Here is a 25,034-nt window from a genome sequence, read left to right on the forward strand (position 1 = left end):
TGCGGGGCGCGTGCCGTTGCCCGCGCGGGCCGCGGCGTCCCGGTCCCTGGGCCGTGGGATTTGTGCAGGAACGGCACTTTCCCGCAGCCCGGTTGCGGGAAAGTGCCGTTCCTGCAGTCCGCGGCAGGCCTCAGCGGCGGCGGTGCTCGCGGGGGAGCCGGCCGTCCACCAGCAGGACACCCTCCGCGCGCAGCCGTGCCGCCTGCTCGACGGCGATGTGCGGGGCGGGGGTGCCGTCGGCGCGGAGCACGCGGTGCCACGGGATGTCGTGGCCGTCCTCGGCGAGGATGCGCCCGACGATGCGCGGCGTGCTGAGCCCGAGCTGGGCGGCGATCTCGCCGTAGGTCGACGTCTGGCCCGGCGGGATCGCGCGGACGGCCGCGCGCACGGCTTCGACGGTCGCGTCGTCCATCGGGCCTCCCGGAAGCTCAGCCGAGGATGAACTCGCGGATGTGCGCGGCCACCTCGTCGGTGCGTTCGAGGAACAGCATGTGCCCCGCCTCGATCTCCGCCACCGTCAGGTCGTTGCCGAGCGCCGCCCCGCACTGGTCGAGCCAGGCCTGTTCGACGAAGTCGCCGCGCGTCGCCGGCAAGATCAACGTCGGCGTGCCGGCGGGTGGCACCACCGCGGGCCGCGCCAGCTCGTTCCACGCGACGACGGCGGCCGACCGCAGGTAGCGCCACTCCCAACGGCCCTCGAAGTGCGCGAGGTGCGCGGCGACCTCGGCCTCGACCAGCGCGGCGTCGACACCCTTCCAACGGTCGGCCCGGTCGGCCCGGGCCGCCTCGAGGTCGGGGAAGGACTCGTCGGTCCGGGTGTCCTCGGCGGTCTCGAGCATGTCGTCGGGGTCGAGGCCGATCGCCGGGTCGAGCAGCACGAGCCGCTCGACGCGCTCGGGCGCGGTGCGCGCGAGATGCACGGCGACCGCCCCGCCGAACGAGTGCCCGACGACCGCGACGTCCTCGATCTCCAGCCGGTCGAGCACCGCGATGGCGTCGGCGACGTGCTGCTCGATGTTCCACGGCGGGCTCCACGGCGACCGGCCGTGTCCCCGCAGGTCGACGCCGATCCAGCGGAGCTCGGGGACCGCCTCGGCCAACGGCGCCCAGCGCGCCCCGTGCCCGCTCACCCCGTGCAACGCGAGCACCGGCACCCCGACGGGGTTGCCGAAGGTGTGCACGTGCAGGCGCCGGGCGTTCTCGGACACTCCCGTCACTCTGCCATCCCCGTCGGTGCCGAAATGTGGGTGGGGGCGGTGACCCGAAGATCGTCGGTGGGACGTGGTCGAATCGTCGCGTGGCCCGCTCCCCGTCCCCGCGTCCCGCCGCCGTGTCCCCCGGCGGCCGGGTGCCGCTGCTCGTGCGCGGGAGCGTTGCGCCGGTCGGCGTACCGGCCTGGGACGAGCGGGCGTGGCGGGTGCTGGGACACCGGTCGGGACCGCTGCGGGTCGTCGGCGGCCCCGGCACGGGGAAGACGACGGTGCTGCTCGCCGCGCTGGCCGAGCGCGTCCGGGAGGGTGTCGCGCCGGAGAACGTGCTCCTGCTCGTCGGCAGCCGCCGTGCCGCGGCCGACATGCGCGAACGCCTGACGCCGCTGCTGCACCCCCATGGCGGCGACCCCGAGTCGACGACGCGTGAGCTGCTCGTCCGCACCGTGCACTCCTACGCGTTCGGGGTGCTTCGGCTGCATGCGGCGCGCCACGGCGACCCGCCGCCGCGGCTGCTGGCGGGCGCGGAGCAGGACGTCGTGGTCCGGGAGCTGCTGGCCGGCGAGATCGAGGGCGACGCGCCCGACTCCGGCTGGCCGGACCGGCTGCGTCCCGCGCTCGGCCTGCCCGGGTTCGCCGCCGAGCTGCGCGAGCTGCTGCTGCGTGCCGCCGAGCGCGGCCTCGGGCCCGAGGAGCTGTTCGCGCTGGGCGAGCGGCACGGCGTCGACGAGTGGCGGGCCGCGGGCCGGTTCTTCCGGGTGTACGAGCAGGTCGTGCTGCTGCGCGGCGCCGCGGGTCGGGGTGCGCCGCAGGCCACGGCCCCGGCTCTCGACTCCGCGGAGCTCGTCGCCGCCGCGCTCGACACCCTCGCCGCGGATCCCGACCTGCGCGCGGCCGAGCAGCGCCGGGTGCGGCACCTGTTCGTCGACGACGCGCAGGACCTCGATCCGCAGCAACTGGAGCTCGTCGCGACGCTGGGGTCGACGGCGTCGACAACCCTGCTCGCGGGCGACGCCGACCAGGCCGTCCTCGCGTTCCGCGGGGCCGACCCGCAGGGGTTGCGCGCCGTCGAGGCCGAGACCGTCGTGCTCGACGTCGACCATCGCAGCCGGGCGGCGGTCCGGGCCGCCACCGGGCGGCTGGCCGCGCGGCTGCCCGGTGCGGGTGCGGGCCGGGTGCGGGTGGCGGCAGGCCCCGAGGACGACGAGGGGCAGGTGCTCGTCCGGGTGTTCGGCTCGGTGGCCGCCGAGGCCGCGTGGATCGCCGACCGGCTGCGCTGCGCGCACCTCGTCGACGGGGTGCCGTGGTCGGAGATGGCGGTGCTGTCGCGGTCGACGCGGCGGTCGCTGCCCGCGCTGCGCCGGGCACTGGTCGCGGGCGGGGTGCCGATCGTCGCCCCGCCCGACGAGCTGCCGCTGGCCCGCCAGCCCGCCGTCGTCCCGTTGCTGATGGTGCTGCGGGCGGCCACCCGGCCCGAGGAGCTCGACGCCGACGCCGCGGCCGCGCTGCTCACCTCGCCGCTCGGGTCCGGCGACCCGATGCGGATGCGCCGCCTGCGGCGCGGTCTGCTGCGGCTGCGGGCGGCCGCGGAGCCCGACCCGCCTGCCGCCCACGCGACAGGCGGGACCGCGGCACTCGCCGACGTCGGTGCCGAGCGGGTCAGCAGCGACCCGCTGCTCGTCGAGGCCCTGCGCGCCGCCGCGGCCGGCGAGCCCGATCCCCTCGCCGCGCTCCCGCCGTCGGAGACCGCGCCGCTGCGTCGCGTCGGCGCGCTGCTGGCCACGGCGGCGGCCGCGGCCCGCGACGGGGCGAGCGTCGAGGAGGTGCTCTGGCAGGTCTGGCAGCAGACCGGGCTGGCCGATCGCTGGTCCGCGGCGAGCGGTCGTGGAGGGCCCGCCGGCGCGGCGGCCGACCGCGACCTCGACGCCGTCCTCGCCCTGTTCGACGCGGCCGCCCGCTACAGCGACCGGCTACCGGGCGCCGACGTCGCCGGGTTCACCGACTACCTGGCCGACCAGCAGCTCCCCACCGACTCCCTCGCGCCGCGGGCGCCGGGCGGCGACGCGGTCGCGCTGCTCACCGCGCACGCCGCGCGCGGTCGGGAGTGGCGGGTCGTCGCGGTGCCGGGAGTGCAGGAGGGCAGCTGGCCCGACCTGCGGCTGCGCGGCAGCCTGCTGGGCAACGAGCGGCTCGTCGACCTGCTCGCCGGTGTCGCCGAGCCCGACGGCAGCGTCTCCCGCGTCGCGCCGCTGCTGGCCGAGGAGCGCAGGCTGTTCTACGTGGCGTGCAGCCGGGCGTCGCACACGTTGCTGGTCAGTGCCGTGCAGGGGGAGGACGAGCAGCCGTCCCGGTTCCTCGACGAGCTCGACCCGCTGCCGGCGGGGGCCGCCGAGACCCGGACCGTCCACCGGCCGGGGCGCTCGCTCGTGCTGGCCGAGCTGGTCGGCGAGCTGCGCCGGGCCGTGTGCACGCCGGGCGACGAGCCCGCCGCCGTCGCCCGTCGGGAGCGGGCCGCCGCGCAGCTCGCCCGGCTCGCCGCCGACGGCGTCCCCGGCGCCCGTCCCGACGAGTGGTACGGCCTGGCCCCGGTCTCGACGGACGCGCCGCTGCGGGTGCCGGGCGAGGTGGTGCCGGTGTCGCCGTCGGACGTCGAACGCATCGTCGCGTGCCCGCTGCGGTGGGTCCTGGAACGGCACGGGGGTGGCGACGTCGGGGCGCTCGCCGCCGTCACCGGGTCGCTCGTCCACGCGCTGGTCCAGGCGAGCGCGGCCGGGGCGCAGCCCGCCGAGCTGGAGGATGCGCTGCGCTCGGCCTGGTCGCACCTCGACGCGGGCGCCCCGTGGTTCGGCCGTCGGGAGCTGGAGCGGGTCCGCGCCATGCTCGCGGCGTTCGACGACTGGGTCCGCACGAGCCGCGACCAGGGGCTGCGGCTCGTCGCCGTCGAGCAGCCGGTCCGGCTCGACCTGCCGGTCGAGGGCGACCTGCCCCCGGACGGCTCGGCCCAGCCGGAGGTCGGGAGGTCCGGTGGGCCGTGGCTGCAATTGCGCGGGCGGGTCGACCGTCTCGAGGTCGACTCCGAGGGCCGCCCGGTCGTCGTCGACGTGAAGACGGGCAAGACCGCCGTCAGCGCCCGCGCGGCCGCCGAGCACCCGCAGCTGGCCGTCTACCAGCTCGCGGCCGCGCTCGGGGCGTTCGGCCGGCTGCTGGAGAAGGGCGTCACCCCCGGCGGGGCGCGGCTGGTGTACCTGGCCGACCGCAAGGCATCGGGGCAGGCCAAGGAGCCGTCGCAGCCCCCGCTCGATGCGGCCGAGCTCGCCCGTTGGCGCGGGGTCGTCGCGACGTGCGCGGAAGAGACGTCCGGATCCGCGTTCGTCGCGCGGGTGAGCGCCGACTGCGAACGCTGTCCGGTGCGGACCAGCTGCCCCGCACGCGAGGCCGGGCGGCCGGTGACGGCGCCGTGAGCCTCAGCCCCGCATCGCTCGCCGCCGCCCTGGGGCTGCCGCCGCCCACGGAGGAACAGGCCGCCGTCATCGCCGCGCCGTCGCGGCCCGCGCTCGTCGTCGCCGGAGCGGGCGCGGGCAAGACCGAGACGATGGCGGCGCGGGTCGTCTGGCTGGTGGCCACCGGCCAGGTCCTGCCCGAACAGGTCCTCGGCCTGACGTTCACCCGCAAGGCCGCCCAGCAGCTCGGCCAGCGGGTGCGGTCGCGGCTGCGCCGGCTCGCCGGGTCCCCGCTGCTCGACGAGCTCGACCCGACCGGGGTGCGGCGCGCGTCCGTGCTGGCCGGCGAGCCGACCGTCTCGACCTACCACGCCTACGCGGGCCGGCTCGTCGCCGAACACGCGCTGCGGTTGCCCGCCGAGCCCGCCGCCCGCCTGCTCACCCAGACCGCCTCGTGGCAGCTCGCCCACCGCGTCGTCTCCACCTGGGCCGACGACCTGGAGATCGACCGGGTCCCGGCGACCGTCACCGGCTACCTGCTCGCGCTCGCGGGGGAGATCGGCGAGCACCTGGCCGATCCCGCGGCCGTCCGCAGGCTCGCGCACGAGATGGCCGACGCGCTGGAGAACGCGCCCCGCGCCAAGGGACAGCGTGCCGAGCCGTCGCAGACCTACAAGCGGTGGATCACGGCGCAGCGGATGCGGGCGGAGCTGTTGCCGCTGGTCGAGGCGTTCGCCGCGCGCAAACGGGCCGAGCGCACGATCGACTTCGCCGACCAGATGGCGATCGCGGCCCGCGTCGCGCACGAGCATCCCGAGGTCGGCGCCACCGAGCGGGCCACCTACCGCGCCGTCCTGCTCGACGAGTACCAGGACACCGGGCACGCCCAGCGCGTCCTGCTGCGGGCGCTGTTCGGCCGCATCCCCGGCACTCCCGCGCGCGACGACGACCTCTCCGTCACCGCCGTCGGCGACCCGTGCCAGTCGATCTACGGCTGGCGCGGGGCGAGCGCGGGCAACCTCGCCCGGTTCCGTGGCGACTTCCCGTCGGGCGACGCCCCCGCCGACGAGTACGGCCTGCTCACGAGCTTCCGCAACCCGCCGGAGGTGCTCGCCCTGGCCAACACGGTGTCGGAGCCGCTGCGCACGGCACCCGGCGCGGTCGCGGTGGGCGAGCTGCGCGCCGGACCCACGGCCGCGGTCGGCGACGTCCGCGCCGCGCTGCTGCCCGACGTCGACGCCGAGATCGCCTGGATGGCCGACGCGGTGGCCGCGCAGTGGCGGTCGGCCGATGCCGAGGGACGGCCGGCACCGACATCGGCCGTGCTGGTACGCCGTCGCGCCGACATGGACCCGGTCGCGGCGGCCCTGCGGGCGCGCGGGCTGCCGGTCGAGGTCGTCGGGCTCGGCGGGCTGCTCGACACCCCCGAGGTCCGCGACCTCGTCAGTGCATTGCGGCTGGTCGCCGACCCGCTCGCCGGGCCCGCGGCGATGCGGCTGCTCACCGGGGCAAGGTTCCGGCTCGGTGTCGCCGACCTGGCCGCGCTGTGGGCGCGGGCCCGCGAGCTCGTACCGCCGATGCCGGGGCGCGGCCCGGGGCCGCTGGGCCCGGCCGAGCTCGCGCTCGGGGCGTTGCCGGGCGAGCAGGCGGAGCAGGCGGGCATCGTCGACGCGCTCGACGACCCCGGCCCGCCCGAGCAGTACTCCCCGGCCGGGTTCGACCGCATCCGCCGGCTCGGCCGCGACCTCATGTGGCTGCGGGCGCGGACGTCGGCCCCGCTGACCGATCTCGTCGCCGACGCCGAGCGGCTGCTGCTGCTCGACACCGAGACCGCCGCACGCCCCGGCCCGGTCGGTCGCGCGCACCTCGACGCCTTCGCCGACGTCGTCGCGGAGTTCTCCGCGGGTGCCGAGGTCGCCTCGCTCACCGCGCTGCTCGACTACCTCGAGACCGCCGAGCAGGCCGAGGACGGCCTCGCCCCGGGCGAGATCGAGGTGACACCCGACCGCGTGCAGGTGCTCACGGTGCACGCCGCCAAGGGGCTGGAGTGGGAGATCGTCGCCGTGCCGCACCTGGTCGCGCAGGTCTTCCCCGGGCGCAAGATCGGTGGCGACTGGCTCACCTCGCCCGCCGAGCTCCCCGTCCCGCTGCGCGGCGACGCCGCCGACCTCCCGGCGTTCGACCTGCCGGCGGGCGCCGACCGCAAGGAGTGCGAGGCAGCCGTCACGGCCCATCAACGGGCCCTCGACGACCGACGGCTCGTCGAGGAGCGCCGGCTGTTCTACGTCGCGCTGACCCGGGCCGAGCGCGTGCTGCTGCTCTCCGGGCACCGGTGGGGCGCGGTCGGGGACAAGCCGCGCGAGCCGTCGGAGTTCCTCGTCGAGGTGGCGCGGGCCATGCCCGCGGCAGGGGGGCGCGTCGAGATCTGGGCCGACGAGATCGGCGAGGGCGCCAGCAACCCCGTCGCCGACCGGCAGGTCACCGCGCAGTGGCCCGCGGACCCGCTGGGAGGCCGGTCGGCCGACGTGCACGCGGGCGCCGAGCTGGTGCGTTCCGCCCTGCGCGAGCTCGCACGGCGCCGGGCCGACACGCTCGCTGCTGCCGCGGCCCCCGGCGCGCAGCTCGACCTGCTCGTACTCGGTTCCGATGCGGCGGACGTCCCGGTCCGTGACGGGCGCGGGTGGTCGGGCGGCGCGGCGGCCGGCACGGGTCCGGCCGGCAGCGCTTCCGACGATGAGGCGTCCGGCGGGATTGCGTCGGCTGCGACCGCGCCGGGCGGCGAGGTGTCGGGCGGCGCGGCGTCCGGTGCGGCCGCGTCCGGCACCGCACAGGCCGGCGCCGCACAGGCCGGCGGCGAGCAGGCCGGCGGTCGTGGTCGCGGGGGCGCGAGCGACAGTGCAACCGACCCCGGGGCACCCGACCCGGAGGCGGCAGGCCGGTCGCGGGCACAGCCGCAGTCCGGCTCCCGCCCGGACGCTCCCCACGCGCCCGACGCTCCCGTCCTCGATCCGGACGACCCGGAGGGCTGGGCCGCAGATGTCGACGTCCTGCTCGCGGAACGCGCCGCGGCCGCACAGCGGCCGGTCGTGGAGCTGCCCGCGCACTTCTCGGTCAGCCAGCTCGTGGAGCTCGCCGCCGACCCCGATGCGCTGGCCGCCCGCCTGCGCCGTCCCCTCCCGCTCCCGCCCAACCCGCACGCGCGGCGCGGCACGGCGTTCCACGCCTGGCTGGAGCAGCGGTTCGGCGCGGCCGGGCTCCTCGACCTCGACGAGCTCCCCGGCGCCGCGGACGACGGCGCGGCCCCCGACGACGTGCTCGAGGAACTGCAGGACGCGTTCCTCGCCTCGGAGTGGGCCGACCGCCGTCCGGTCGAGGTCGAGGTGCCGTTCGAGACGGTGATCGCCGGGATCGCGGTCCGCGGACGGATGGACGCGGTGTTCCAGGACCCCGACGGCGGCTGGACGGTCGTCGACTGGAAGACCGGTCCGCCGCCGGACGAGAGCCGGCTCGGAGCGCTGGCCGTGCAGCTCGCGGCCTACCGACTCGCATGGGCCGCGCTGCAAGGGGTTGATCCGTCCCGGGTGCGGGCGGCGTTCCACTACGTGCGCTCGCGCCGCACCCTGCGCCCGGCCGACCTCCTCGACGCGGACGGCCTGCGCGCCCTGCTCGACGGCGTCCCCGTCCGCGCCTGACCGGTCGGGCGACGGTGAGGATACGCGCGAGGGGCGGGCCGCAACCTGGTGGTCGTGCCGCAGCGGGGCGACGATCCTGAGGTTGCGCCCGGGTCGGCGGGCGCAACCTGAGCGTCGTGGTCGCGCGTCCGCCGAGCAGTGAGGTTGCGCCCGGGTGGTCGGCCGCAACCTGGCGGTCGTGCCGCGGCGCTGGGGCGACCGTGAGGTTGCGCTCGGCAGTGCGTCGGACGGCGCCTCGATGCCGCGCCGCCGGTCCCCGGCAGCCGCCGCCGGAACCGGCGCCCGCCGCCGACCCCCGCCGCGCTCAGGACGCCAGGTCCACGAACCGGACGACGGCCACGAAGGCGCCGGCGGCCGCCAGCACGAGCGGCGGCACGACAGCGGCGAACTCCTTGCGCCGCACGTGCACCACGACGGCGCCGAGCAGGAGCAGGGCCAGCGCTGCGCCGGCGACGGGCGTGAGCACCGGTGCCACCCCGAGCGCCCAGGGCAGGATCAGCCCCACCGCCCCGACGACCTCCGCCGCTCCGATGAGCTTGACCGCGGTGTCGCTGAAGTCCTCGGCCCACGGCATGCCCATCGAGATCAGGTCCTTGCGGTGCCGGGCGAGCTTCGTCCCACCGGCGAAGAGCATCGCCGCGGCCAGTATCCCCTGCACGATCCACGTTGCGACGTCCACGTCGCCACCTCCCGAGTCGAACCAAACTTGAACACTCAAGTCACATCAGAATGTGACGCTTGAATTCTCAAGTCAAGTCACGACTCGGCTACGCTGATCCGGTGTCCACGTCCGCCGACGCCGCCGACCCGGGTCCGGAGCCCCGCTGGCTCGATGCCGACGAGCGGCAGAGCTGGCTCGCGTTCAGCGGGATGCTGCTGACCCTCCCGGGAGTGCTCGACGCCCAGCTCCAGCGCGAGGCCGATCTCACGCTCTTCGGCTATCTCGTCATGGCCGGGCTGTCCGACGCGCGCGACCGGACGCTGCGCATGAGCGAGCTGTCGGTCTTGACGCAGGGATCGCTGTCGCGGCTCTCGCACGCGGTCGCGAAGCTGGAGCGCAACGGCTGGGTCGTCCGCAGGCCGTGCCCGGGCAACGGTCGCGTCACCATCGCGACGCTCACCGACGCGGGTCTCGCCAAGCTGGAGGACGCGGCGCCCGGGCACGTCGAGTTCGTCCGGCGGCTCGTCCTCGACCCGGCCGGCCGCGAGGGGTTCGCCCACCTCGGGGAGCTGTCGCGGCGCATCCTGGGCGCGAGCGTCGACGCCGGCTGCCCGACGGTCCCTGCGGACGGGCTCCGGCCCGGCACCGCACCGTCCGATGCGGCCCGGAGTGCCGGCCGTTAGCGTGCGGGGATGACCGGCAGGATCGTGCTCCTCGGCGCCACCGGGTACACCGGCGGACGCACGGCCGAGGCGATGGTCGCCCGCGGCCTGCGGCCCGTCCTCGCGGGCCGCGACCCGGACCGGATCGGTGCCCTCTCCGCCCGCCTCGGCGACCTTCCGACGGCCGTCGCCGACGTCACCGACGCCGCCTCGATCCGGGCTCTCCTGCAGCCCGGTGACGTCCTGGTGACGACGGTCGGGCCGTTCCTGCGGCTGGGCGCCGCGGCGGTCGCGGCCGCGGTCGACGCGGGGGCCGTCTACCTGGACTCGACGGGTGAGCCGCCGTTCATTCGCGAGGTCCACGAGGTGCACGGCCCGCGTGCCGCGACGTCGGGCGCCGCGCTGCTCACCGCGTTCGGCAACGACTACGTGCCCGGCGTGCTCGCGGGCGCGCTCGCGCTGCGCGACGCCGGACCCGGCGCCCGGCGGGTCGACGTCGGCTACTTCCTGACCGGCGCCGGCCGCGGCCGGGCGTTCTCGCGCGGGACGGTCGACTCCGTCGTCGGCATCATGAACCGGCCGACCTACGCCTTCCGGGACGGCGGGCTGCGCGAGGAGGCGGGGGCGTCGCGGATGCGGACGTTCCTCGTCGACGGCCGACCCCGACCCGGCGTGACGATCGGCGCCTCCGAACAGTTCGCCCTGCCGCGGCTCGCGCCCGCCCTGCGCACCGTCGACGTCTACCTCGGCTGGTTCGGAGCCGCGAGCCCGGCGCTGCACGCCTCGCGCCGGATCACGCCGCTGCTCGGAAGGGTCCCGGTCGTCCCGGGCATGACGACGGCGCTGCTGCAGAAGGCCGTCGCCCGGATGCCGGCCGCACCCGACGCGGCGACCCTCGAGCGGACGACGTCGCACTTCGTCGCGGAGGTCTTCGACCACACGGGGACCCTGCTGGCCCGCACGCACCTGACCTCGCCGGACGGTTACGCGATCACCGCAGGGCTGCTCGCGTGGGGTGCCGGGCGCGCCGCGGAGCGCGGTGTCGCCGGCACGGGCGCGCTGGACGCCGTCACCGCCTTCGGCCTCGACGATCTTGCCGCGGGCGCCGCGGAGGTGGGCATCGTCCCAGTTCAGCCGCGGGAGTGATCGCGGAGGTCACACGCCCTGCGGCGCCGGCGCGCGCTACCCTCCGCGACGATGAACGAGCGGGTGCGGCGCCGGGGAGCCGACGGTGGGGGCGTAGGCGCGCTGCGCATGCCCGATCCGACGGTCGGCCCGGTCGTGTCCCTGGTCCGCCGGCTGGCGGTCGCGCTCGGCGCGCTGTTCGCGACGGCGCTGATCGTCTGGCTCTCCCGCGACGGCTACGTCGACAACAACGAGGACGGCAGCGGCATCTCGTTCCTCGACGCGCTGTACTACGCGACGGTCTCCCTCTCGACGACGGGCTACGGCGACATCGTCCCGGCCACGGAGATGACGCGCCTGGTCACGACGATCGTCATCACCCCGCTGCGCCTGCTGTTCCTCATCGTCCTGGTCGGTACGACGGTCGAGCTGCTCACCGAGCGGTCGCGCCAGGCGTTCCGCATCACCCGCTGGAGGTCACGCGTGCGCGACCACACCGTCGTCGTCGGCTACGGCACCAAGGGCCGTGCCGCGGTCGACACGCTGCTCGGCGACGGTGTCGATCCGTCGGAGATCGTCGTCGTCGACACCGACCGCACCCAGCTCGACGCGGCGTCCGCGCTCGGGCTGGTCACCGTGACGGGCAACGCGACGCGGTCGAGCGTGCTGCGCGTCGCCGGCGTGCAGTACGCGTCGGCCATCGTGATCGCGACGAACCGCGACGACACCGCCGTGCTGGTGACGCTGACCGCGCGGGAGCTGGCCCCGAAGGTCACGATCGTCGCGGCGGTGCGGGAGTCGGAGAACGTCCACCTGCTGCGTCAGTCGGGCGCGAACTCGGTCATCGTCTCGGCGGAGACGGCGGGCCGGCTGCTGGGCGTCGCGACCACCACCCCGAGTGTCGTCGAGGTGATCGAGGACCTGCTGACGCCCGACGCCGGGTTCGCGATCAGCGAGCGGCCCGTCGAGGAGTCGGAGGTCGGCGGGTCGCCGCGGCACCTGCCCGACATCGTGCTGGGCGTCGTGCGCGGCAACGAGCTGGTCCGGGTCGACTCGGCGGCCGTCGACGCCCTCGAACGCGGCGACCGGCTCCTCTACGTGCGCAAGGCGACCCCCGCGGACGACGACTGACCGTCCGGGCCGGCGTGCGGGCTCACGAGCCGACGAGGTCCCGGACGACGCCGAGGGCCGCACCCTGCAGGGCCGCGTCCCGGCCCAGCGCCGCGCTCAGCACCCGCACGGGCGGGCGGACCAGCACGCGCGACCGCAGCGCCGCGGCGACCCGCTCCACCAACGCGTCGCCGAGCCGCGCGTAGACCCCGCCGAGCACGACGGCGGGCACGTCGAGCAGGTTGACCGCGCCGGCCAGCGCGACGCCCAACGCCGATCCCGCGACGTCGAGCGCCGGTCCCGGACCGCGCACGAGGGAGTCCACATCGGACACGTTTGCGGCCCGCAGCAGCGCGGCCACGCCGGCGACGGTCTCCAGGCACCCCGTCCCCCCGCAGGTGCAGGACCGCCCCGCCGGGTCGACGACGACGTGCCCCAGCTCGCCCGCGCGACCACCCGCCCCGCGGAAGAGCCGGCCGTCGAGCAGGACGCCCGCGCCGACGCCCACGCCGCCGGACACGAACAGCATGTCGCGCAGGCCCCGCCCGGACCACAGCTCGGCGAGCGCGGCCAGGTCGGCCTCGTTGGCGGCGGTGACCGGGACGTCCCGGTGCAGCGCGGCGCGCAGCAGCTCGGCGACCCCGACGTCCTGCCACCGCGGCAGGTTGGGTGCGCGCTGCAGGACACCCGCGGGTGTCACGACGCCCGGCAGCGCCACCCGCACCTCGGCGATGGTCAGCCCGGACTCGGCGACCACCTCGGCGACGAGCCCGGCGGCACGGGCGAGGCCGTGGGCCGGGTCGCGGTGACGATGGTCCGAGGGCACGCGCCGCGCCACCCGGACGGCCCCGGTGAGGTCGGCGACGCAGGCCGCGACGTCGTCGACGCCGATCTCGAGGCCCACGCCGCCGGGGCCGGACGGGTTGAGCTGCAACGGGTTCGCCGGTCGCCCGCGGCCACCGCGCGGCGCCTCGAGCTCGACGAGCATGCCGTCGGCGAGCAGGTCGTCGACGAGCGAGGAGACGGTGCCGCGGGTCAGGCCGGTGCGGGCGGCGATCGCGGCCCGGGAGGCTGCGGCGTCGGCGACCGCGCCGAGCACGAGCCCCCGGTTGTGCCGGCGCACCGTCGCGGGGCCCGCCGGTTCCGGGGCGGCCGGCCCGGCGGGGACCGGGCCGGCCGCGCCGGGTGCCGCCAGGGGCGGTCCGCCGGGGAGCGGCGTCTGGGGTCGCGTCACGCGAGCCGCGGCGCGGTCATGTCGCGGACGGCGGCGTAGCGCTCGCGGACCGCGGGGGTCGGGTCGGCCTCGTGGACGACGGTGCCGGCGGCCTCCCATTCGGGCGGGAGGTCGGCCCCGGAGAGCACCCAGGCCGCCTGACGCGCCGCGCCGTCGGCCACGTAGTCACCCGGCGTCGGCACGACGACGGGCCTGCCGAACACCGCGGGAGCGATCCGCGCGACCGCCTCCGACCGCGCGGCACCGCCGACCAGCAACACCCGCTCGACGGGCACGCCTGCCTCGACCAGCGCGTCGAGCGCGTCCGCCAGCCCGCACAGCAGGCCCTCGACGGCGGCGCGCGCGAGATGGCCCGGCCGGCCCGTCGTCAGGGTGAGACCGTGCAGCGAGCCGGTCGCGTCGGGGCGGTTCGGGGTGCGTTCGCCCTCCAGGTACGGGACGAGGACGAGCCCGCCCGCGCCCGCCGGGGCGCCGAGCGCGAGCCGCGACAGCTCGTCGTGGTCGACGCGCAGCAGCGTCGCGGCGGCGTCGAGGACCCGGGCGGCGTTGAGCGTGCACACCAGCGGCAGGTGCTCCCCGGTCGCTGAGGCGAACCCGGCGATCACCCCCGTCGGGTCGGCGGTCGCGACCGGGCTGATCGCGCTCACGACGCCGGAGGTCCCCAGCGAGACGACGACGTCGCCGGGCCGCGCGCCCAGCCCGAGCGCGGCGGCGGCGTTGTCCCCGGCACCGGGCCCGACGGCGACGCCGGCCGGGGTGCAGCCGACCCGCTCGGCAGGCGCCGCCACGCGCGGGACGAGCACGCCGGTCCGGCCGAGCGCCCGTTCGAGCAGGTCGAAGCGGTACTCGCCGGTCGCCGCCGAGAAGTAGCCGGTGCCGGAGGCGTCGCTGCGGTCGGTTACGAGGTCGTCCAGCGAGCCGGTGCCGCGCAGCCGCCAGCTCAGCCAGTCGTGGGGGAGCGCGACGGCCTCGGTCGCGGCGGCGTGGTCCCGTTCGTGCGTCGCCAGCCACCGCAGCTTCGTGACGGTGAACGACGCGACCGGCACGCTCCCCGTCGCGTCCGCCCAGGTCTGGGCGCCGAGCTCGGCGACCAGCTCGTCGGCGGCCGCCGCGGAGCGGGTGTCGTTCCACAGCAGGGCGGGCCGGACCACCTCGCCCGCCGCGTCGAGGCACACCATCCCGTGCTGCTGGGCACCGACGGAGATCGCGGCGACGTCGTCGAGCCCGCCTGCCGCGGCGAGGGCGTCCTGCAGGGCCGACCACCACGCTCCGGGGTCTACCGAGGTCCCGGCCGGGTGCGGCGCGACCCCGCGCCGGACGAGCTCACCGGTCGACGCGTCCCGGATCACGACGGTGCACGACTGCGTCGACGAGTCCACCCCCGCGACGAGCACCCGCGTCACGCCGCGGCTCCCGGCCCGCCCCGTTGCAGGAACGGCACTTTCCCGCAACCCAGTTGCGGGAAAGTGCCGTTCCTGCAGAACGGGGTGCTCACCTGGCGCCCAGGACGTGCTCGAGCGCCAGCTGGGCGAGCTTCGCGTAGCCGTAGCCGCGTTCGGCCGCCTTGTCGGGGTCGTAGTCCTCGAAGGCGGAACGGTCGGCGAGGAGGTCCTGCACCGTCTCCCCGTCGTTGAGGGTCGGCCTCCCCAGGTCCGCGACCCCCGACACCGCGAGCGCCTCCGCCACCTCCGGGTCGGCGCGGAACGCGGCGGCGCGCTCGCGCAGCAGCAGGTAGGTGCGCATGTTCGCGGCGGCGGAGGCCCACACGCCGTCGACGTCCTCGGTGCGCAGCGGCTTGTAGTCGAAGTGCCGCGGGCCGTCGTAGACCGGACCCCCGCCAGGCGCACCGTTCTCCAGCAGGTCGACCAGCGAGAAGGCGTTGAGCAGGTCGCCGTGGCCGAAGATCAGGTCCTGGTCGTACTTGATGCCGCGCTGGCCGTTGAGGTCGAGGTGGAAGAGCTTGCCCGCCCACAGCGCCTGCGCGATGCCCGCCGAGTAGTTCAGCCCGGCCATCTGCTCGTGCCCGACCTCGGGGTTCACCCCGACGATGTCGCCGTGCTCCAGCTCGGCGATGAAGGCGAGGGCATGCCCGAGGGTGGGCAGCAGGATGTCGCCGCGGGGCTCGTTGGGCTTGGGCTCGATGGCGAACCGGATGCCGTAGCCCTGCTCCTTGACGTAGGAGGCCAGCAGGTCGATGCCCTCGCGGTAGCGGTCGAGCGCGGCGCGGATGTCCTTGCCCTGGTCGACCTCGGCGCCCTCGCGGCCGCCCCAGAACACGTAGGTCGACGCGCCGAGCTCGGCGGCGAGGTCGAGGTGGCGCAGCACCTTGCGCAGCGCGAACCGGCGGACGCCGCGGTCGTTGCTGGTGAAGGCGCCGTCCTTGAAGACAGGGTGGGTGAACAGGTTCGTCGTCATCATCGGGACGACGAGGCCGGTCTCGTCGAGCGCGCCGCGGAAGCGGGCGATGATCCGGTCGCGCTCGGCGGCGCCGGTGCCGAAGGGGACGAGGTCGTCGTCGTGGAACGTGACGCCCCATGCGCCCAGGTCGGAGAGCCGGTGCACGCTCTCGACGGGGTCGAGTGCGGGGCGGGTGGCGTCGCCGAAGGGGTCGCGGGCGGGCCAGCCCACGGTCCACAGCCCGAAGCTGAACCTGTCCTCGCGCGTCGGCTGCGTCGCCATGATCGCCCCTTTTGTTCGACGTCCGAACTAATGTGGCAACGGTAGCGTGCGCCTCGTGCGTCTGGCTACGTGGAACGTGAACTCGGCGAAGACCCGGCTGCCGCGGCTGCTGCCCTGGCTCGACCAGCGCGCCCCCGACGTCGTGTGCCTGCAGGAGACGAAGCTCGCCGACGCCGACTGGGCCGAGACCTTCGACGACGCGATGCGCGAGCGCGGCTACGAGGTCGCGCACTACGGGCAGGGTCGCTGGAACGGTGTCGCGCTGCTCTCCCGCGTGGGCCTCGACGACGTCGAACGCGGCCTGCCCGCCGAGCCCCGCTTTCCCGACGACGACTCCGCGCCCGAGGCCCGCGCCCTGACCGCGACGTGCGGCGGCCTGCGGGTGACGTCGGTCTACGTGCCCAACGGCCGCACCCCCGACGACCCGCACTACGCCTACAAGCTGCGCTGGCTCGACGCCTTGCAGGCCATGGTCGCCGACGGCCCGACGGCGACGAGTGTCGTCGCCGGGGACATGAACATCGCGCCCACCGACGCCGACGTCTGGGACCCGTCGCTGTTCGTCGACTCCACCCACGTCACACCGGCCGAGCGCAAGGCCCTCGAAGCGCTGACCGGGCTGGGCCTGCACGACGTCGTGCGCGACCGCTGGCCCGGCCAGCGCGTCTTCTCCTACTGGGACTACCGCGCGGGCCGCTTCCACCAGGACAAGGGCATGCGGATCGACCTGGTCCTCGTCGGTGACGACGCCGTCGGCCGGGTGCAGGCCGCCTGGATCGACCGCCAGGCGCGCAAGGGGTCCGGGCCGAGCGACCACGCGCCGGTGATGGTCGACCTCGACGAGGCGCCCGACGGCGACATCGGCCCCGTCGTCCCGCCGCCGACGACCCCGGCGAGGCTGCCGCACCTCGGCTGACCGGAGCAGACACCCGGCCGGATCGGCAGGCACGCTTCCCGGCCGCGGTCGGTCCGGGGTCCGGGGTCCGGGGTCCGGAGGCCGCCGTCGGGGCGCCGGCCCGGCGGCCGCGCGGCGCAACTCGTCCCCGATCGGGCTGATTCGGGCCGATTCGGGGGGTCCCGCCGTGCGGGGGCGTTACGCCGGATGGAGTATTGGCGCGACCGACGATCCGCCGACCCGACATGGAGCCATCCCATGAGCCACCGACCCGGCCGCATCGCCGCCGGAACCCTCGTCGCCGGTCTCGCCCTCGCGGGCGCCGCGGCCTGTTCGTCGGGCAGCAGCGACGCGCCCGCCCCCGGCGCGACCCCGCCGCCCGCCGCCTCGGCGCAGCCGGGTGCCGGCGGCCAGGCGACCGACGCCCAGCGTGCCGCGTTCGGTCAGGCCCACCAGGGCGCGCTCGCGCTCGTCGCCCTGGGTGGTCTCGGGACCGACCAGGGCGTCGGTGACCAGGTCAAGGGCCTCGCCCCCGACGTGACGGCGCAGGGCCAGGCCCTCGACAAGGCGATCCGCGACCAGGCCACGGCCCAGGGCGTCGCGCTGACCGACGCGCTGACCGCCCAGCAGCAGCAGGTGATCGACGACCTGCAGGCCCGCAGCGGGCAGCCGTTCGACCAGGCCTGGTTGCGCGCCGCGCTCGACATGGAGCAGCAGGCCCGCGACGCCGCGAACGCGATCCTGAACGACCCCGGTGCCTCCGCGGAGGCCAAGCAGGCCGCGCAGGACGCGCTCACCAAGCTCGACGCGCTCCACGCGAAGCTGACCGCGGCCTCGGGCACGGCGGGTTCGAGCACCCCCGGCTCGGTCAACGCGGGCACCGGCGGCCAGGCCGCCGAGGGTGCCGACGCCGCCCTCCCGATCGCGCTCATCGGCGGCGGTGCGGTGCTGCTCGCCGGTGCGGGCCTCTGGCGTCGCCGCCACGCCTGATGACGGCTCCCGCCGCCGGGCTCGACAGCCCTGGCGACGACACGGCGAGAAGCGGCCACGCGCGCGGCGGAGTCCGGCGGTGGCGCGTCCTGGCCGGGGTGCTCGGTGCGGTCTGCGTGCTCGCCGGCGTCCTGTTGCTGGTCGCCCGCCCGGCGCACGACGTCGGAACGGTTCCGGTGGCCGCGCCCGTTGCGGGGGTACCGGTCGCGCCCGGCGTCGTCCCGGCCACGGTCACGATCCGCGGCGTCGACACCCCGGCGGTTCCGGTGTCGACCGCCCCCGACGGGTCGCTGACCCTGCCCGAGCACCCCACGACCGTCGGCTGGTGGTCGCCGGGCGCGCTGCCGGGTTCGGCGACGGGCTCGGTCGTACTGGCGGGCCACGTCGACTCCCGGGTCGCCGGCCTCGGAGCCTTCGCGGTGCTGCGTGACCTGCGCGTCGGTGAACGGGTCACCGTGCGGGGCGCCGACGGCCGCGACGTCGGCTACGAGGTCGTGGCCCGGCGCGAGTACCGCAAGGCCGAGCTCCCGCCCGGGACCTTCGCCCGCGACGGCGCCCCACGGTTGGTGCTGATCACCTGCGGCGGCCGCTTCGACCCGGTCGCGCGCAGCTACGACGACAACGTCGTGGTGTTCGCGACCCCGGCACAGACCTCGTGAGTGGCAGGCGCAGACCTCGTGAGTGGCAGGCACAGGCCTCGTGAGTGGCAATCGTCGCCATGGCGACCATTGCCACTCACGGGGGGCGCCCGGCGAGCCGGGTACGGTTCCCGACCGTGAGCACCAGCCCCGCCGCCGACCAGCAGGCCCCCGAGTTCGCCGCCGTCCGCGCCGCCGCGCAGCGTGCCGCCGCGGCCGCCCCGGGGGTCCGTGCGGCGGGCGGCCCGGCGATTGACGCCGCGCTGCGCACCGCCGCCCGGCTGCTGCGCGAGCGGGCCGAGAGGGTGCTGGCCGCCAACGCCGCCGACGTCGACACGGCGCGGGCGGGCGGGATGGCCTCGGGCCTGCTCGACCGTCTCACCCTGACCCCGGAGCGTCTGGCGGACATGGCCGTCCAGCTCGAGGTCCTGGCCGACACCCCCGAGCCGCCCACCGAGCGCGAGGTGCGCACGCTGCCGGGCGGCGAGCGAGTGCTGGAGCGGCGCATCCCGGTCGGCGTCATCGGTGCGGTGTTCGAGGCCCGCCCCAATGTCACCGTCGACGTCGCCTCGCAGGTCCTCAAGGCGCGCAGCGCCGCCGTCCTGCGCACCGGCGCGGCCGCGCTCGGCAGCGCCACCACGCTCGTCGAGCAGGTGATCGCGCCGGCCCTCGACGCCAACGGGGTGCCGCCGGCGGCGGTCCAGCTGGTCCCGACGCCCGGGCACGCCGGCGCCGACGCGCTCGTCGGGCTGCCCGACCTCGTGCCGCTGGTCGTCGTGCGCGGCAGCGGCGAGGTCACCCGGCGGCTCTCGGCGCTCGGCGCCACCGCGGGGACCCGAATCCTGGCCCACGCCGACGGGGGCGGGGTGCTCTACCTCGACGCGAGCGCCGAGCCCGAGGCCGTCGCCGGGCTCATCGACGCCGGCACCGACCGGCTCGGCGTCTGCAACCGGCTCAACCTCCTGCTCATCGACCGCCCCGTCTACGACGCGCTGCTCCCGGTCGCCGAGAAGGTGCTGACGGGCAAGGGGATCGCGCTGAGCCTCCCGCCGCACGCCCACCGGCTCGGGCACGAGTGGGCGCTCGACTCCGGCAGCGAGGCGCACGTGACCGTGCAGCCCGTCGACGGTGCCGTCGACGCCGCGCTCACCGCCTCCCGCGAGACGAGCGGCCTGGCCGCGACCGTGTGCGCGCAGGACGAGGCCGTCGCGACGGCGTTCATCGACGCCTACACCGGCACCGGCGTCTTCTGGAACACGACGACCCGCCTGCTCGACGGCTACAAGCTGCTCGGCCTGCCGGAGACGGGGATCAACGTCGACCGCTCGCCCGGCCCCCGCGGCCCGGTCACCTATCCCGACCTCGCGCTGCGCCAGTTCGTCGTCCTTCCGGCGAGGTAACCCCGTCGCAGCTGTCGGCGGGGCCGCAGGATCCTGCAGAGTCTCCTGTGGACCGGGTCGTCCGCACCCGGGAGCGGAGCCGACCGATGCCGAACGATCCCGCGTCCCCGCGCCGCCCGCTGCTGGGCCGCCCCCTCGTCCTGGTGCTGTCGCTGGTGCTCGCCGCGGTACTCGGGGGCGTCGTCGGCGGCGTCGTGGTGCGCGCGACGGCCGGCCCGGCGACGGCCTGCGACGCCACCGCGGTCTCCGACGCGGGGATGCCCTCGGTGGTGACGATCGTCGTGACGACCCCCGGCGGCGCCCCCGGCGGGTCGGGTTCCGGGGAGATCGTGCGCTCCGGGGGCTACGTGCTGACCAACGACCACGTCGTGTCGGCCGGGGCGGGCGGCGGCGCGGTGCAGGTCCGCTACAGCACCGGCGCCACCTCGGCGGCGCAGATCGTCGGCCGCGACCCGCTCACCGATCTCGCCGTGGTCCGGGCGGCGACCGACCCGGGGCTGCCGGTGATCTCGGTCGGGCGCTCGCAGGACCTGGTCGTCGGTCAGCCGGTCGTCGCGCTCGGCGCGCCCCTCGGCCTGGTCGGGACCGTGACCGCGGGCATCGTCAGCGCACTGGACCGGCAGATGCAGCTCCCCGCCGACGCCGGTGGCACGGCGCACCTCTTCAACGCCGTGCAGACCGACGCGGCCATCAACCCCGGCAACAGCGGGGGACCGCTCGTCGACTGCGACGCGCGGCTCGTCGGGATCAACACGGCGATCGCGACGGTGCCCAACGAGGCCGGCCAGTCCGGCGGGGGCAGCGTCGGGCTCGGCTTCGCGATCGGGGTCGACGCGGCGATGCCGATCGCCGACGAGCTCATCCGGACCGGCTCGGTCACCCACTACACCGTCGGGCTGACCCTGCGCGTGGTCTCGCCGGGCCTCGCGGACCGGCTCGGACTGCCGGCGGGCCTGGCCGTCGTCGCGGTCGCCCCGGGGAGCCCGGCCGCGCAGGCGGGCATCGCGGTGGGCGACGTCGTCACCGAGATCGCCGGCAGCCCGGCGGTCAGCGCCGACCAGCTGACCGTCGCCGAGCTCCGGGCACGGGCCGGGCAGCCCGACATCAGCCTCACCTACCGCTCGGGTGCCGCCGTCCGGACGGTCGCGCTCACGGCCGTGCGGGAGTGACGGCACGGTGCCGGTGCGAGGGTTAGTGTCACCCTCGTGTCGATCGAACTCCACCGCGCGACGCTCCCCAACGGGTTGCGTGTGCTGCTCGTCCCCGATCCCGCGACGCCCGTCGTCGGGGTCGCCGTTCACGTCGACGTCGGCTTCCGGTCCGAGCCCGAGGGGCGGACGGGGTTCGCGCACCTGTTCGAGCACCTGATGTTCCAGGGCAGCGAGAGCCTCGAGAAGCTCGCGCACTTCCGGCACGTCCAGGGCTCGGGCGGGGTGTTCAACGGCTCGACCCACCAGGACTACACCGACTACTTCGAGGTCCTGCCCGCCGCGGCGCTGGAGCGTGCGCTGTTCCTCGAGGCCGACCGGCTGCGCGCGCCCAAGCTCACCGAGGAGAACCTGCGCAACCAGGTCGACGTCGTGAAGGAGGAGATCCGGCTCAACGTCCTGAACCGGCCGTACGGCGGGTTCCCCTGGATCCTGCTGCCGCCGGTCCTGTACGACACCTTCCCCAACGCGCACAACGGCTACGGCGACTTCTCCGAGCTGGAGCAGGCGAGCCTCGACGACGCCGCGGCGTTCTTCGACACCTACTACGCGCCGGGCAACGCACAGCTGACGGTGGCCGGGCCGATCGACGTCGACACCACGCTCGCCCGGGTCGACGCGCACTTCGGCGACATCCCGGCCCGCCCGACGCCCGAGCGGCCGAGCTTCGCCGAGCCCGCTCCCGGGGCCGAGCGCCGGCAGTCGGTGCTCGACGCGCACGCCCCGCTGCCCGCGCTCGCGATGGGGTTCCGGCTGCCCGACCCGGGCGCCGACCTCGACGGCTACCTCGCGCACGTGCTGCTCGCGTCCGTGCTGGGCGACGGCGAGGCCGCCCGGCTGCAGCGTCGTCTCGTGCACGCCGACGGCCTGGTCACCGACGTCTCGGCGAGCGCGGGCCTGATGGGCTCCCTCGACGCCCGCGACCCCGACACGTTCACCGTCACCGCGGTGCACCCGGCCGCCGTCGAGCCCGACCGGGTGATCGGCGCCGTCGACGAGGAGCTGGAGAAGCTGGCCGCGTCGCCGCCGAGCGCCGACGAGCTGGCCCGGCAGGTGGCCCGCTGGTCGGCCGCGCTGCACCAGGAGAACGACCGCGTGATGTACCGGATGCTCGGCCTGGGCGCCCGTGAGCTGCTCTACGGCCGTGCCGAGATCACCCTCGAGCTCACCGACCGCCTCGCGGCGCTGACCCCGGCCCAGGTGGCGGCCGCGGCCGGCGCACTGCGGTCCGGCGGGCGCGGTGTGCTGCTCGTCGAACCCGGTTCCCAGGGCCAGGAGGAGGACGCGTGACCGCCGTGACGACGCACCGCACCGCCGAGGAGATCGGCCGCACGGCCACGGGCCCGCGGCCGCTCCCGGCGCTGGGGGAGACGCGCGAGGTCGCGCTGCCCGACGTCGTCGAGCAGACCCTGCCGTCGGGGCTGCGGGTGCTGGCCGCGCGCCGGCCCGGAGTACCGATGGTCGAGCTGCGGCTGCGCGTCCCGTTCGCGGGTTCGGACGCCGACCACCCGGCCGTCGCCGAGTTGCTGTCCTCGACGCTGCTGACCGGCACCGCTGACCGCGACCGCGTGGAGATCGACGACGAGCTCGCCGCCGTCGGCGCGGACCTCGGCGTGAGCGTCGACCCCGAGCGGCTGTCGATCGGCGGCTCCGGGCTGTCCGACGGGCTGCCGCGGGTCCTCGCCGTGCTGGCCGACGTGCTCACCGCCGCGACGCACCCCGACGCCGAGGTGGCCCGCGAACGTGAACGGCTCGCCGAGCGCATCGCCGTCGCCCGCGCCCAACCGCGCACGATCGCCCGCGAGGCGCTGCAGCGCAGGCGGTTCGGCGATCACCCGATCACGCGGGAGATGCCCCGGGCCGAGGAGGTCGCCGCCGTCACCGCCGAACAGGTCCGCGCGCTGCAGGCCGCCGCACTCGTCCCGGGCGGGTCGATCCTGACGCTGGTCGGCGACATCGACCCGCAGGCCGCGATCGCGCACGTCGGCGACGCGCTCGCCGGCTGGACGGCCGGGCACGACGCCCGTGAGCTCGATCCACCGCCGCTGCCCGATCCGGGCGACCTGCTGCTGGTCCACCGGCCGGGTTCGGTGCAGTCGCAGCTGCGGCTCTCCGGCCGCGCGCTGCGCCGTGACGACGACGGCTACGCGGCGCTGCAGCTGGCCAACCTCGTCTTCGGCGGCTACTTCTCCTCGCGCTGGATGGAGAACATCCGCGAGGACAAGGGGTACACCTACGGCGCGCACTCCGGCACGGAGTTCGTGCCGGGCGGCGCGCTGCTGGGCGTCGAGACCGACGTCGCGAGCGACGTCACCGCCGCGGCGCTGCTGGAGACCCGCTACGAGCTCGGCCGGATGACGGCGGTGCCGCCGTCGGCCGACGAGGTGGAAGCGGCCCGCGCCTACGCCATCGGGTCGTTGCTGATCTCGCTCGACAGCCAGGGCGGGCTCGCGGGGATGCTCACCTCGCTGGCCGCCGACGGCCTCGACGTCGACTGGCTGCGCGCGCACCCGGGGCGGCTGACGGCCGTCACCACGGAGCAGGTCGCCGCGGCGGCGCTCGAGTTCTTCGCGCCCAGCACGTTCACCGGCGTCGTCGTGGGCGACGCCGAGGTGATCGGGGCCGGGGTCCGCGCGCTCGGCGGGATCGAGGGCCCGTGACCGGCTTCGCACTGCACACCCCGCCGCTGCTGTCCCGGGCCGCGGCGCTGCGCGACGAGCCGCTGCGCACCGACGCGGCCCGCCAGCTCGCCGGCTGGCCGACCGCGCGGCTGGTCGTCGTCGACGACAAGGGGCGCACCCCCGTCAGCTGGGACTCGGCCCCGGAGGCCGCCTTCCGCGAGGGTGACGCCGCCGCCTGGGACGCCGCGTCCGGCTCGGGCGTGCGGCTGCGCACCCGTCCGACGACGGGCGACGCGCCGCCCCCGGGGGCGGTGCTGCTCGGCGAGGCCGAGGGCGTCGCCTACTGGGCCGTGCGCGGGATGCCCGACCTCGTCGCGGGCGACGACCCGGCCGAGTGGGCCGACCTGCGTGCCGTCGGCGCGGAGCTCGACGCGCTGGGCGCGGGCCTGATGACGACGGCCGTCGCGTCGCTCAACTGGCACGAGACCGCCCGGTTCTGCTCCCGGGACGGCTCGCCGACGCACGCGCACAACGGCGGCTGGGTCCGCCGCTGCGAGGCGAACGACCACGAGGAGTACCCGCGGACCGATCCGGCCGTCATCTGCCTCGTGCACGACGGCGCGGACAAGGTCCTGCTGGCCCGCCAGCCCGTGTGGCCGCCCGGCCGCTACTCGGTGCTCGCCGGGTTCGTCGAGGCGGGGGAGTCGCTGGAGGCGTGCGTCGCCCGCGAGATCGGCGAGGAGGTCGGCGTCGAGGTCACCGACATCGGCTACCTGGGCAGCCAGGCCTGGCCGTTCCCGCGGTCGCTGATGGTCGGCTTCCAGGCCGTCGCGGACCCGGCACAGCCGCTGTTCCCGGCCGACGGCGAGATCGAGGACGCCGTCTGGATCACCCGCGAGGAGCTGCGCGCGGGCCTGGCCCGCGGCGACTGGGCGGGCGATCCCACGGCCGTGAGCGGGAGCAAGGTCGTCCTGCTGCCGGGCCGGGTCTCGATCGCCCGGTCGATGTTGGAGTCGTGGGCGGCGCTGGACTGACTGTGAGGGTGGTCAAGCCGGACCGACGTGGACCGGCCCGGCGCCGCAGGCGCCGGGCCGGTCACGGGACGATCAGGCGGCCTCGGCCTCCAGCTTGGCCTTGACCTGCGCGAACGAGGGGTTCGTCGCGGTCGTCTCGTCGGGGAACAGGACCGTCGGCACGGTCTGGTTCCCGCCGTTGACGCCCTCGACGAAGCGCGCCGCGTCGGCGTTGCGCTCGATGTCGATCTCCCTGTACTCGATGCCCGCCTCGTCGAGCTGGAGCTTGAGGCGGCGGCAGTAGCCGCACCACGTGGTCGAGTACACAGTCAACTGGGCCATGTCCTGGTCAACGGCCTGGCGCGGACATTGCTTCCGCCGCATGTGTGTGCCGCATCTCACCCGTGCCCGCACCGGGCCGCCGCCCACGCGGGAGGTCTCCGGAAGCGTCGGGGAGG

Annotated in this window: 20 protein-coding genes; 13 read left to right on the forward strand and 7 right to left on the reverse strand. The window is 76.1% G+C overall.

Annotated elements, in window-relative coordinates:
* Positions 1-130: 130 nt before the first annotated feature.
* Positions 131-412, reverse strand: a complete 282-nt coding sequence (locus PSED_RS05585; RefSeq protein WP_013673285.1) for an MGMT family protein — start codon at positions 410-412, stop codon at positions 131-133.
* Between the two features lie 16 nt (positions 413-428).
* Positions 429-1,217: an alpha/beta fold hydrolase gene (locus PSED_RS05590; RefSeq protein ID WP_041759304.1), complete on the reverse strand. Its 789-nt coding sequence runs from the start codon at positions 1,215-1,217 to the stop codon at positions 429-431.
* An 80-nt stretch (positions 1,218-1,297) separates the two neighbouring features.
* Here PSED_RS05590 and PSED_RS05595 point away from each other — a divergent pair, with 80 nt between their 5' ends.
* Both PSED_RS05595 and PSED_RS05600 read left to right on the forward strand, forming a co-directional pair.
* Positions 1,298-4,669, forward strand: coding sequence for an ATP-dependent helicase (locus tag PSED_RS05595; protein ID WP_267939116.1), 3,372 nt, complete (start codon positions 1,298-1,300; stop codon positions 4,667-4,669).
* Entirely contained in the window at positions 4,666-8,340 is a 3,675-nt protein-coding gene (locus tag PSED_RS05600; RefSeq protein WP_013673288.1) for an ATP-dependent helicase, read from the forward strand. The genes PSED_RS05595 and PSED_RS05600 overlap by 4 nt, the downstream gene beginning before the upstream one ends.
* 304 nt (positions 8,341-8,644) lie before the next feature.
* On the opposite strand, the gene PSED_RS05605 is transcribed toward PSED_RS05600, so the two are convergent.
* Positions 8,645-9,019: a DoxX family protein gene (locus PSED_RS05605; protein WP_013673289.1), complete on the reverse strand. Its 375-nt coding sequence runs from the start codon at positions 9,017-9,019 to the stop codon at positions 8,645-8,647.
* Between the two features lie 101 nt (positions 9,020-9,120).
* Here PSED_RS05605 and PSED_RS05610 point away from each other — a divergent pair, with 101 nt between their 5' ends.
* Genes PSED_RS05610 through PSED_RS05620 form a run of 3 tightly spaced genes read left to right on the forward strand, consistent with a single transcriptional unit; the run spans position 9,121 to position 11,919 of the window.
* Positions 9,121-9,684 carry a MarR family winged helix-turn-helix transcriptional regulator gene (locus PSED_RS05610; protein WP_013673290.1) on the forward strand — a complete coding sequence of 188 codons (564 nt, stop codon included), beginning with the start codon at positions 9,121-9,123 and terminating at the stop codon, positions 9,682-9,684.
* A gap of 9 nt (positions 9,685-9,693) precedes the next feature.
* Positions 9,694-10,809 (forward strand): saccharopine dehydrogenase family protein, encoded by a 1,116-nt coding sequence (locus tag PSED_RS05615; RefSeq protein ID WP_013673291.1) that lies wholly within the window; start codon positions 9,694-9,696, stop codon positions 10,807-10,809.
* A gap of 51 nt (positions 10,810-10,860) precedes the next feature.
* A complete protein-coding gene (locus tag PSED_RS05620) occupies positions 10,861-11,919 on the forward strand; it encodes a potassium channel family protein (protein ID WP_013673292.1) in 1,059 nt (352 codons plus the stop codon).
* 22 nt (positions 11,920-11,941) lie between these two features.
* On the opposite strand, the gene PSED_RS05625 is transcribed toward PSED_RS05620, so the two are convergent.
* The 3 genes from PSED_RS05625 to xylA form a co-directional block, all read right to left on the reverse strand.
* Entirely contained in the window at positions 11,942-13,132 is a 1,191-nt protein-coding gene (locus tag PSED_RS05625; RefSeq protein ID WP_013673293.1) for an ROK family protein, read from the reverse strand.
* The gene (gene xylB / locus PSED_RS05630) at positions 13,129-14,535 is read right to left on the reverse strand and encodes a xylulokinase (RefSeq protein ID WP_013673294.1); all 1,407 of its coding nucleotides are present in this window, start codon (positions 14,533-14,535) and stop codon (positions 13,129-13,131) included. Before xylB ends, PSED_RS05625 begins: the two co-directional genes overlap by 4 nt.
* Positions 14,536-14,623: 88 nt before the next feature.
* A complete protein-coding gene (gene xylA, locus PSED_RS05635; protein WP_013673295.1) occupies positions 14,624-15,811 on the reverse strand; it encodes a xylose isomerase in 1,188 nt (395 codons plus the stop codon).
* A gap of 55 nt (positions 15,812-15,866) precedes the next feature.
* Between xylA and PSED_RS05640 the strand changes: the two genes are divergently transcribed.
* From PSED_RS05640 to nudC, 8 genes are all read left to right on the forward strand, one after another.
* A complete protein-coding gene (locus PSED_RS05640; RefSeq protein WP_041760523.1) occupies positions 15,867-16,727 on the forward strand; it encodes an exodeoxyribonuclease III in 861 nt (286 codons plus the stop codon).
* Positions 16,728-16,964: 237 nt separating this feature from the next.
* The gene (locus tag PSED_RS05645; RefSeq protein WP_013673297.1) at positions 16,965-17,696 is read left to right on the forward strand and encodes a DUF4142 domain-containing protein; all 732 of its coding nucleotides are present in this window, start codon (positions 16,965-16,967) and stop codon (positions 17,694-17,696) included.
* Positions 17,696-18,355, forward strand: coding sequence for a class F sortase (locus PSED_RS05650; RefSeq protein ID WP_013673298.1), 660 nt, complete (start codon positions 17,696-17,698; stop codon positions 18,353-18,355). Before PSED_RS05645 ends, PSED_RS05650 begins: the two co-directional genes overlap by 1 nt.
* A 59-nt stretch (positions 18,356-18,414) precedes the next feature.
* The gene (locus tag PSED_RS05655; RefSeq protein WP_013673299.1) at positions 18,415-19,734 is read left to right on the forward strand and encodes an aldehyde dehydrogenase family protein; all 1,320 of its coding nucleotides are present in this window, start codon (positions 18,415-18,417) and stop codon (positions 19,732-19,734) included.
* 86 nt (positions 19,735-19,820) lie between these two features.
* Complete coding sequence (locus PSED_RS05660) at positions 19,821-20,903, forward strand: S1C family serine protease (RefSeq protein ID WP_013673300.1); 1,083 nt, start codon at positions 19,821-19,823, stop codon at positions 20,901-20,903.
* A 36-nt stretch (positions 20,904-20,939) separates the two neighbouring features.
* On the forward strand, positions 20,940-22,232 hold the full coding sequence (locus PSED_RS05665) for a M16 family metallopeptidase (RefSeq protein ID WP_013673301.1): 1,293 nt from the start codon (positions 20,940-20,942) through the stop codon (positions 22,230-22,232).
* Positions 22,229-23,602, forward strand: coding sequence for a M16 family metallopeptidase (locus PSED_RS05670; RefSeq protein ID WP_013673302.1), 1,374 nt, complete (start codon positions 22,229-22,231; stop codon positions 23,600-23,602). The genes PSED_RS05665 and PSED_RS05670 overlap by 4 nt, the downstream gene beginning before the upstream one ends.
* Entirely contained in the window at positions 23,599-24,597 is a 999-nt protein-coding gene (gene nudC / locus PSED_RS05675) for an NAD(+) diphosphatase (RefSeq protein WP_013673303.1), read from the forward strand. The genes PSED_RS05670 and nudC overlap by 4 nt, the downstream gene beginning before the upstream one ends.
* A 72-nt stretch (positions 24,598-24,669) precedes the next feature.
* On the opposite strand, the gene PSED_RS05680 is transcribed toward nudC, so the two are convergent.
* On the reverse strand, positions 24,670-24,918 hold the full coding sequence (locus tag PSED_RS05680; protein WP_013673304.1) for a mycoredoxin: 249 nt from the start codon (positions 24,916-24,918) through the stop codon (positions 24,670-24,672).
* Between the last annotated feature and the right edge of the window lie 116 nt (positions 24,919-25,034).

Origin of the sequence: Pseudonocardia benzenivorans CB1190, from assembly GCF_000196675.2 — a bacterium.
GTDB classification, from domain to species: Bacteria; Actinomycetota; Actinomycetes; order Mycobacteriales; family Pseudonocardiaceae; genus Pseudonocardia; species Pseudonocardia benzenivorans.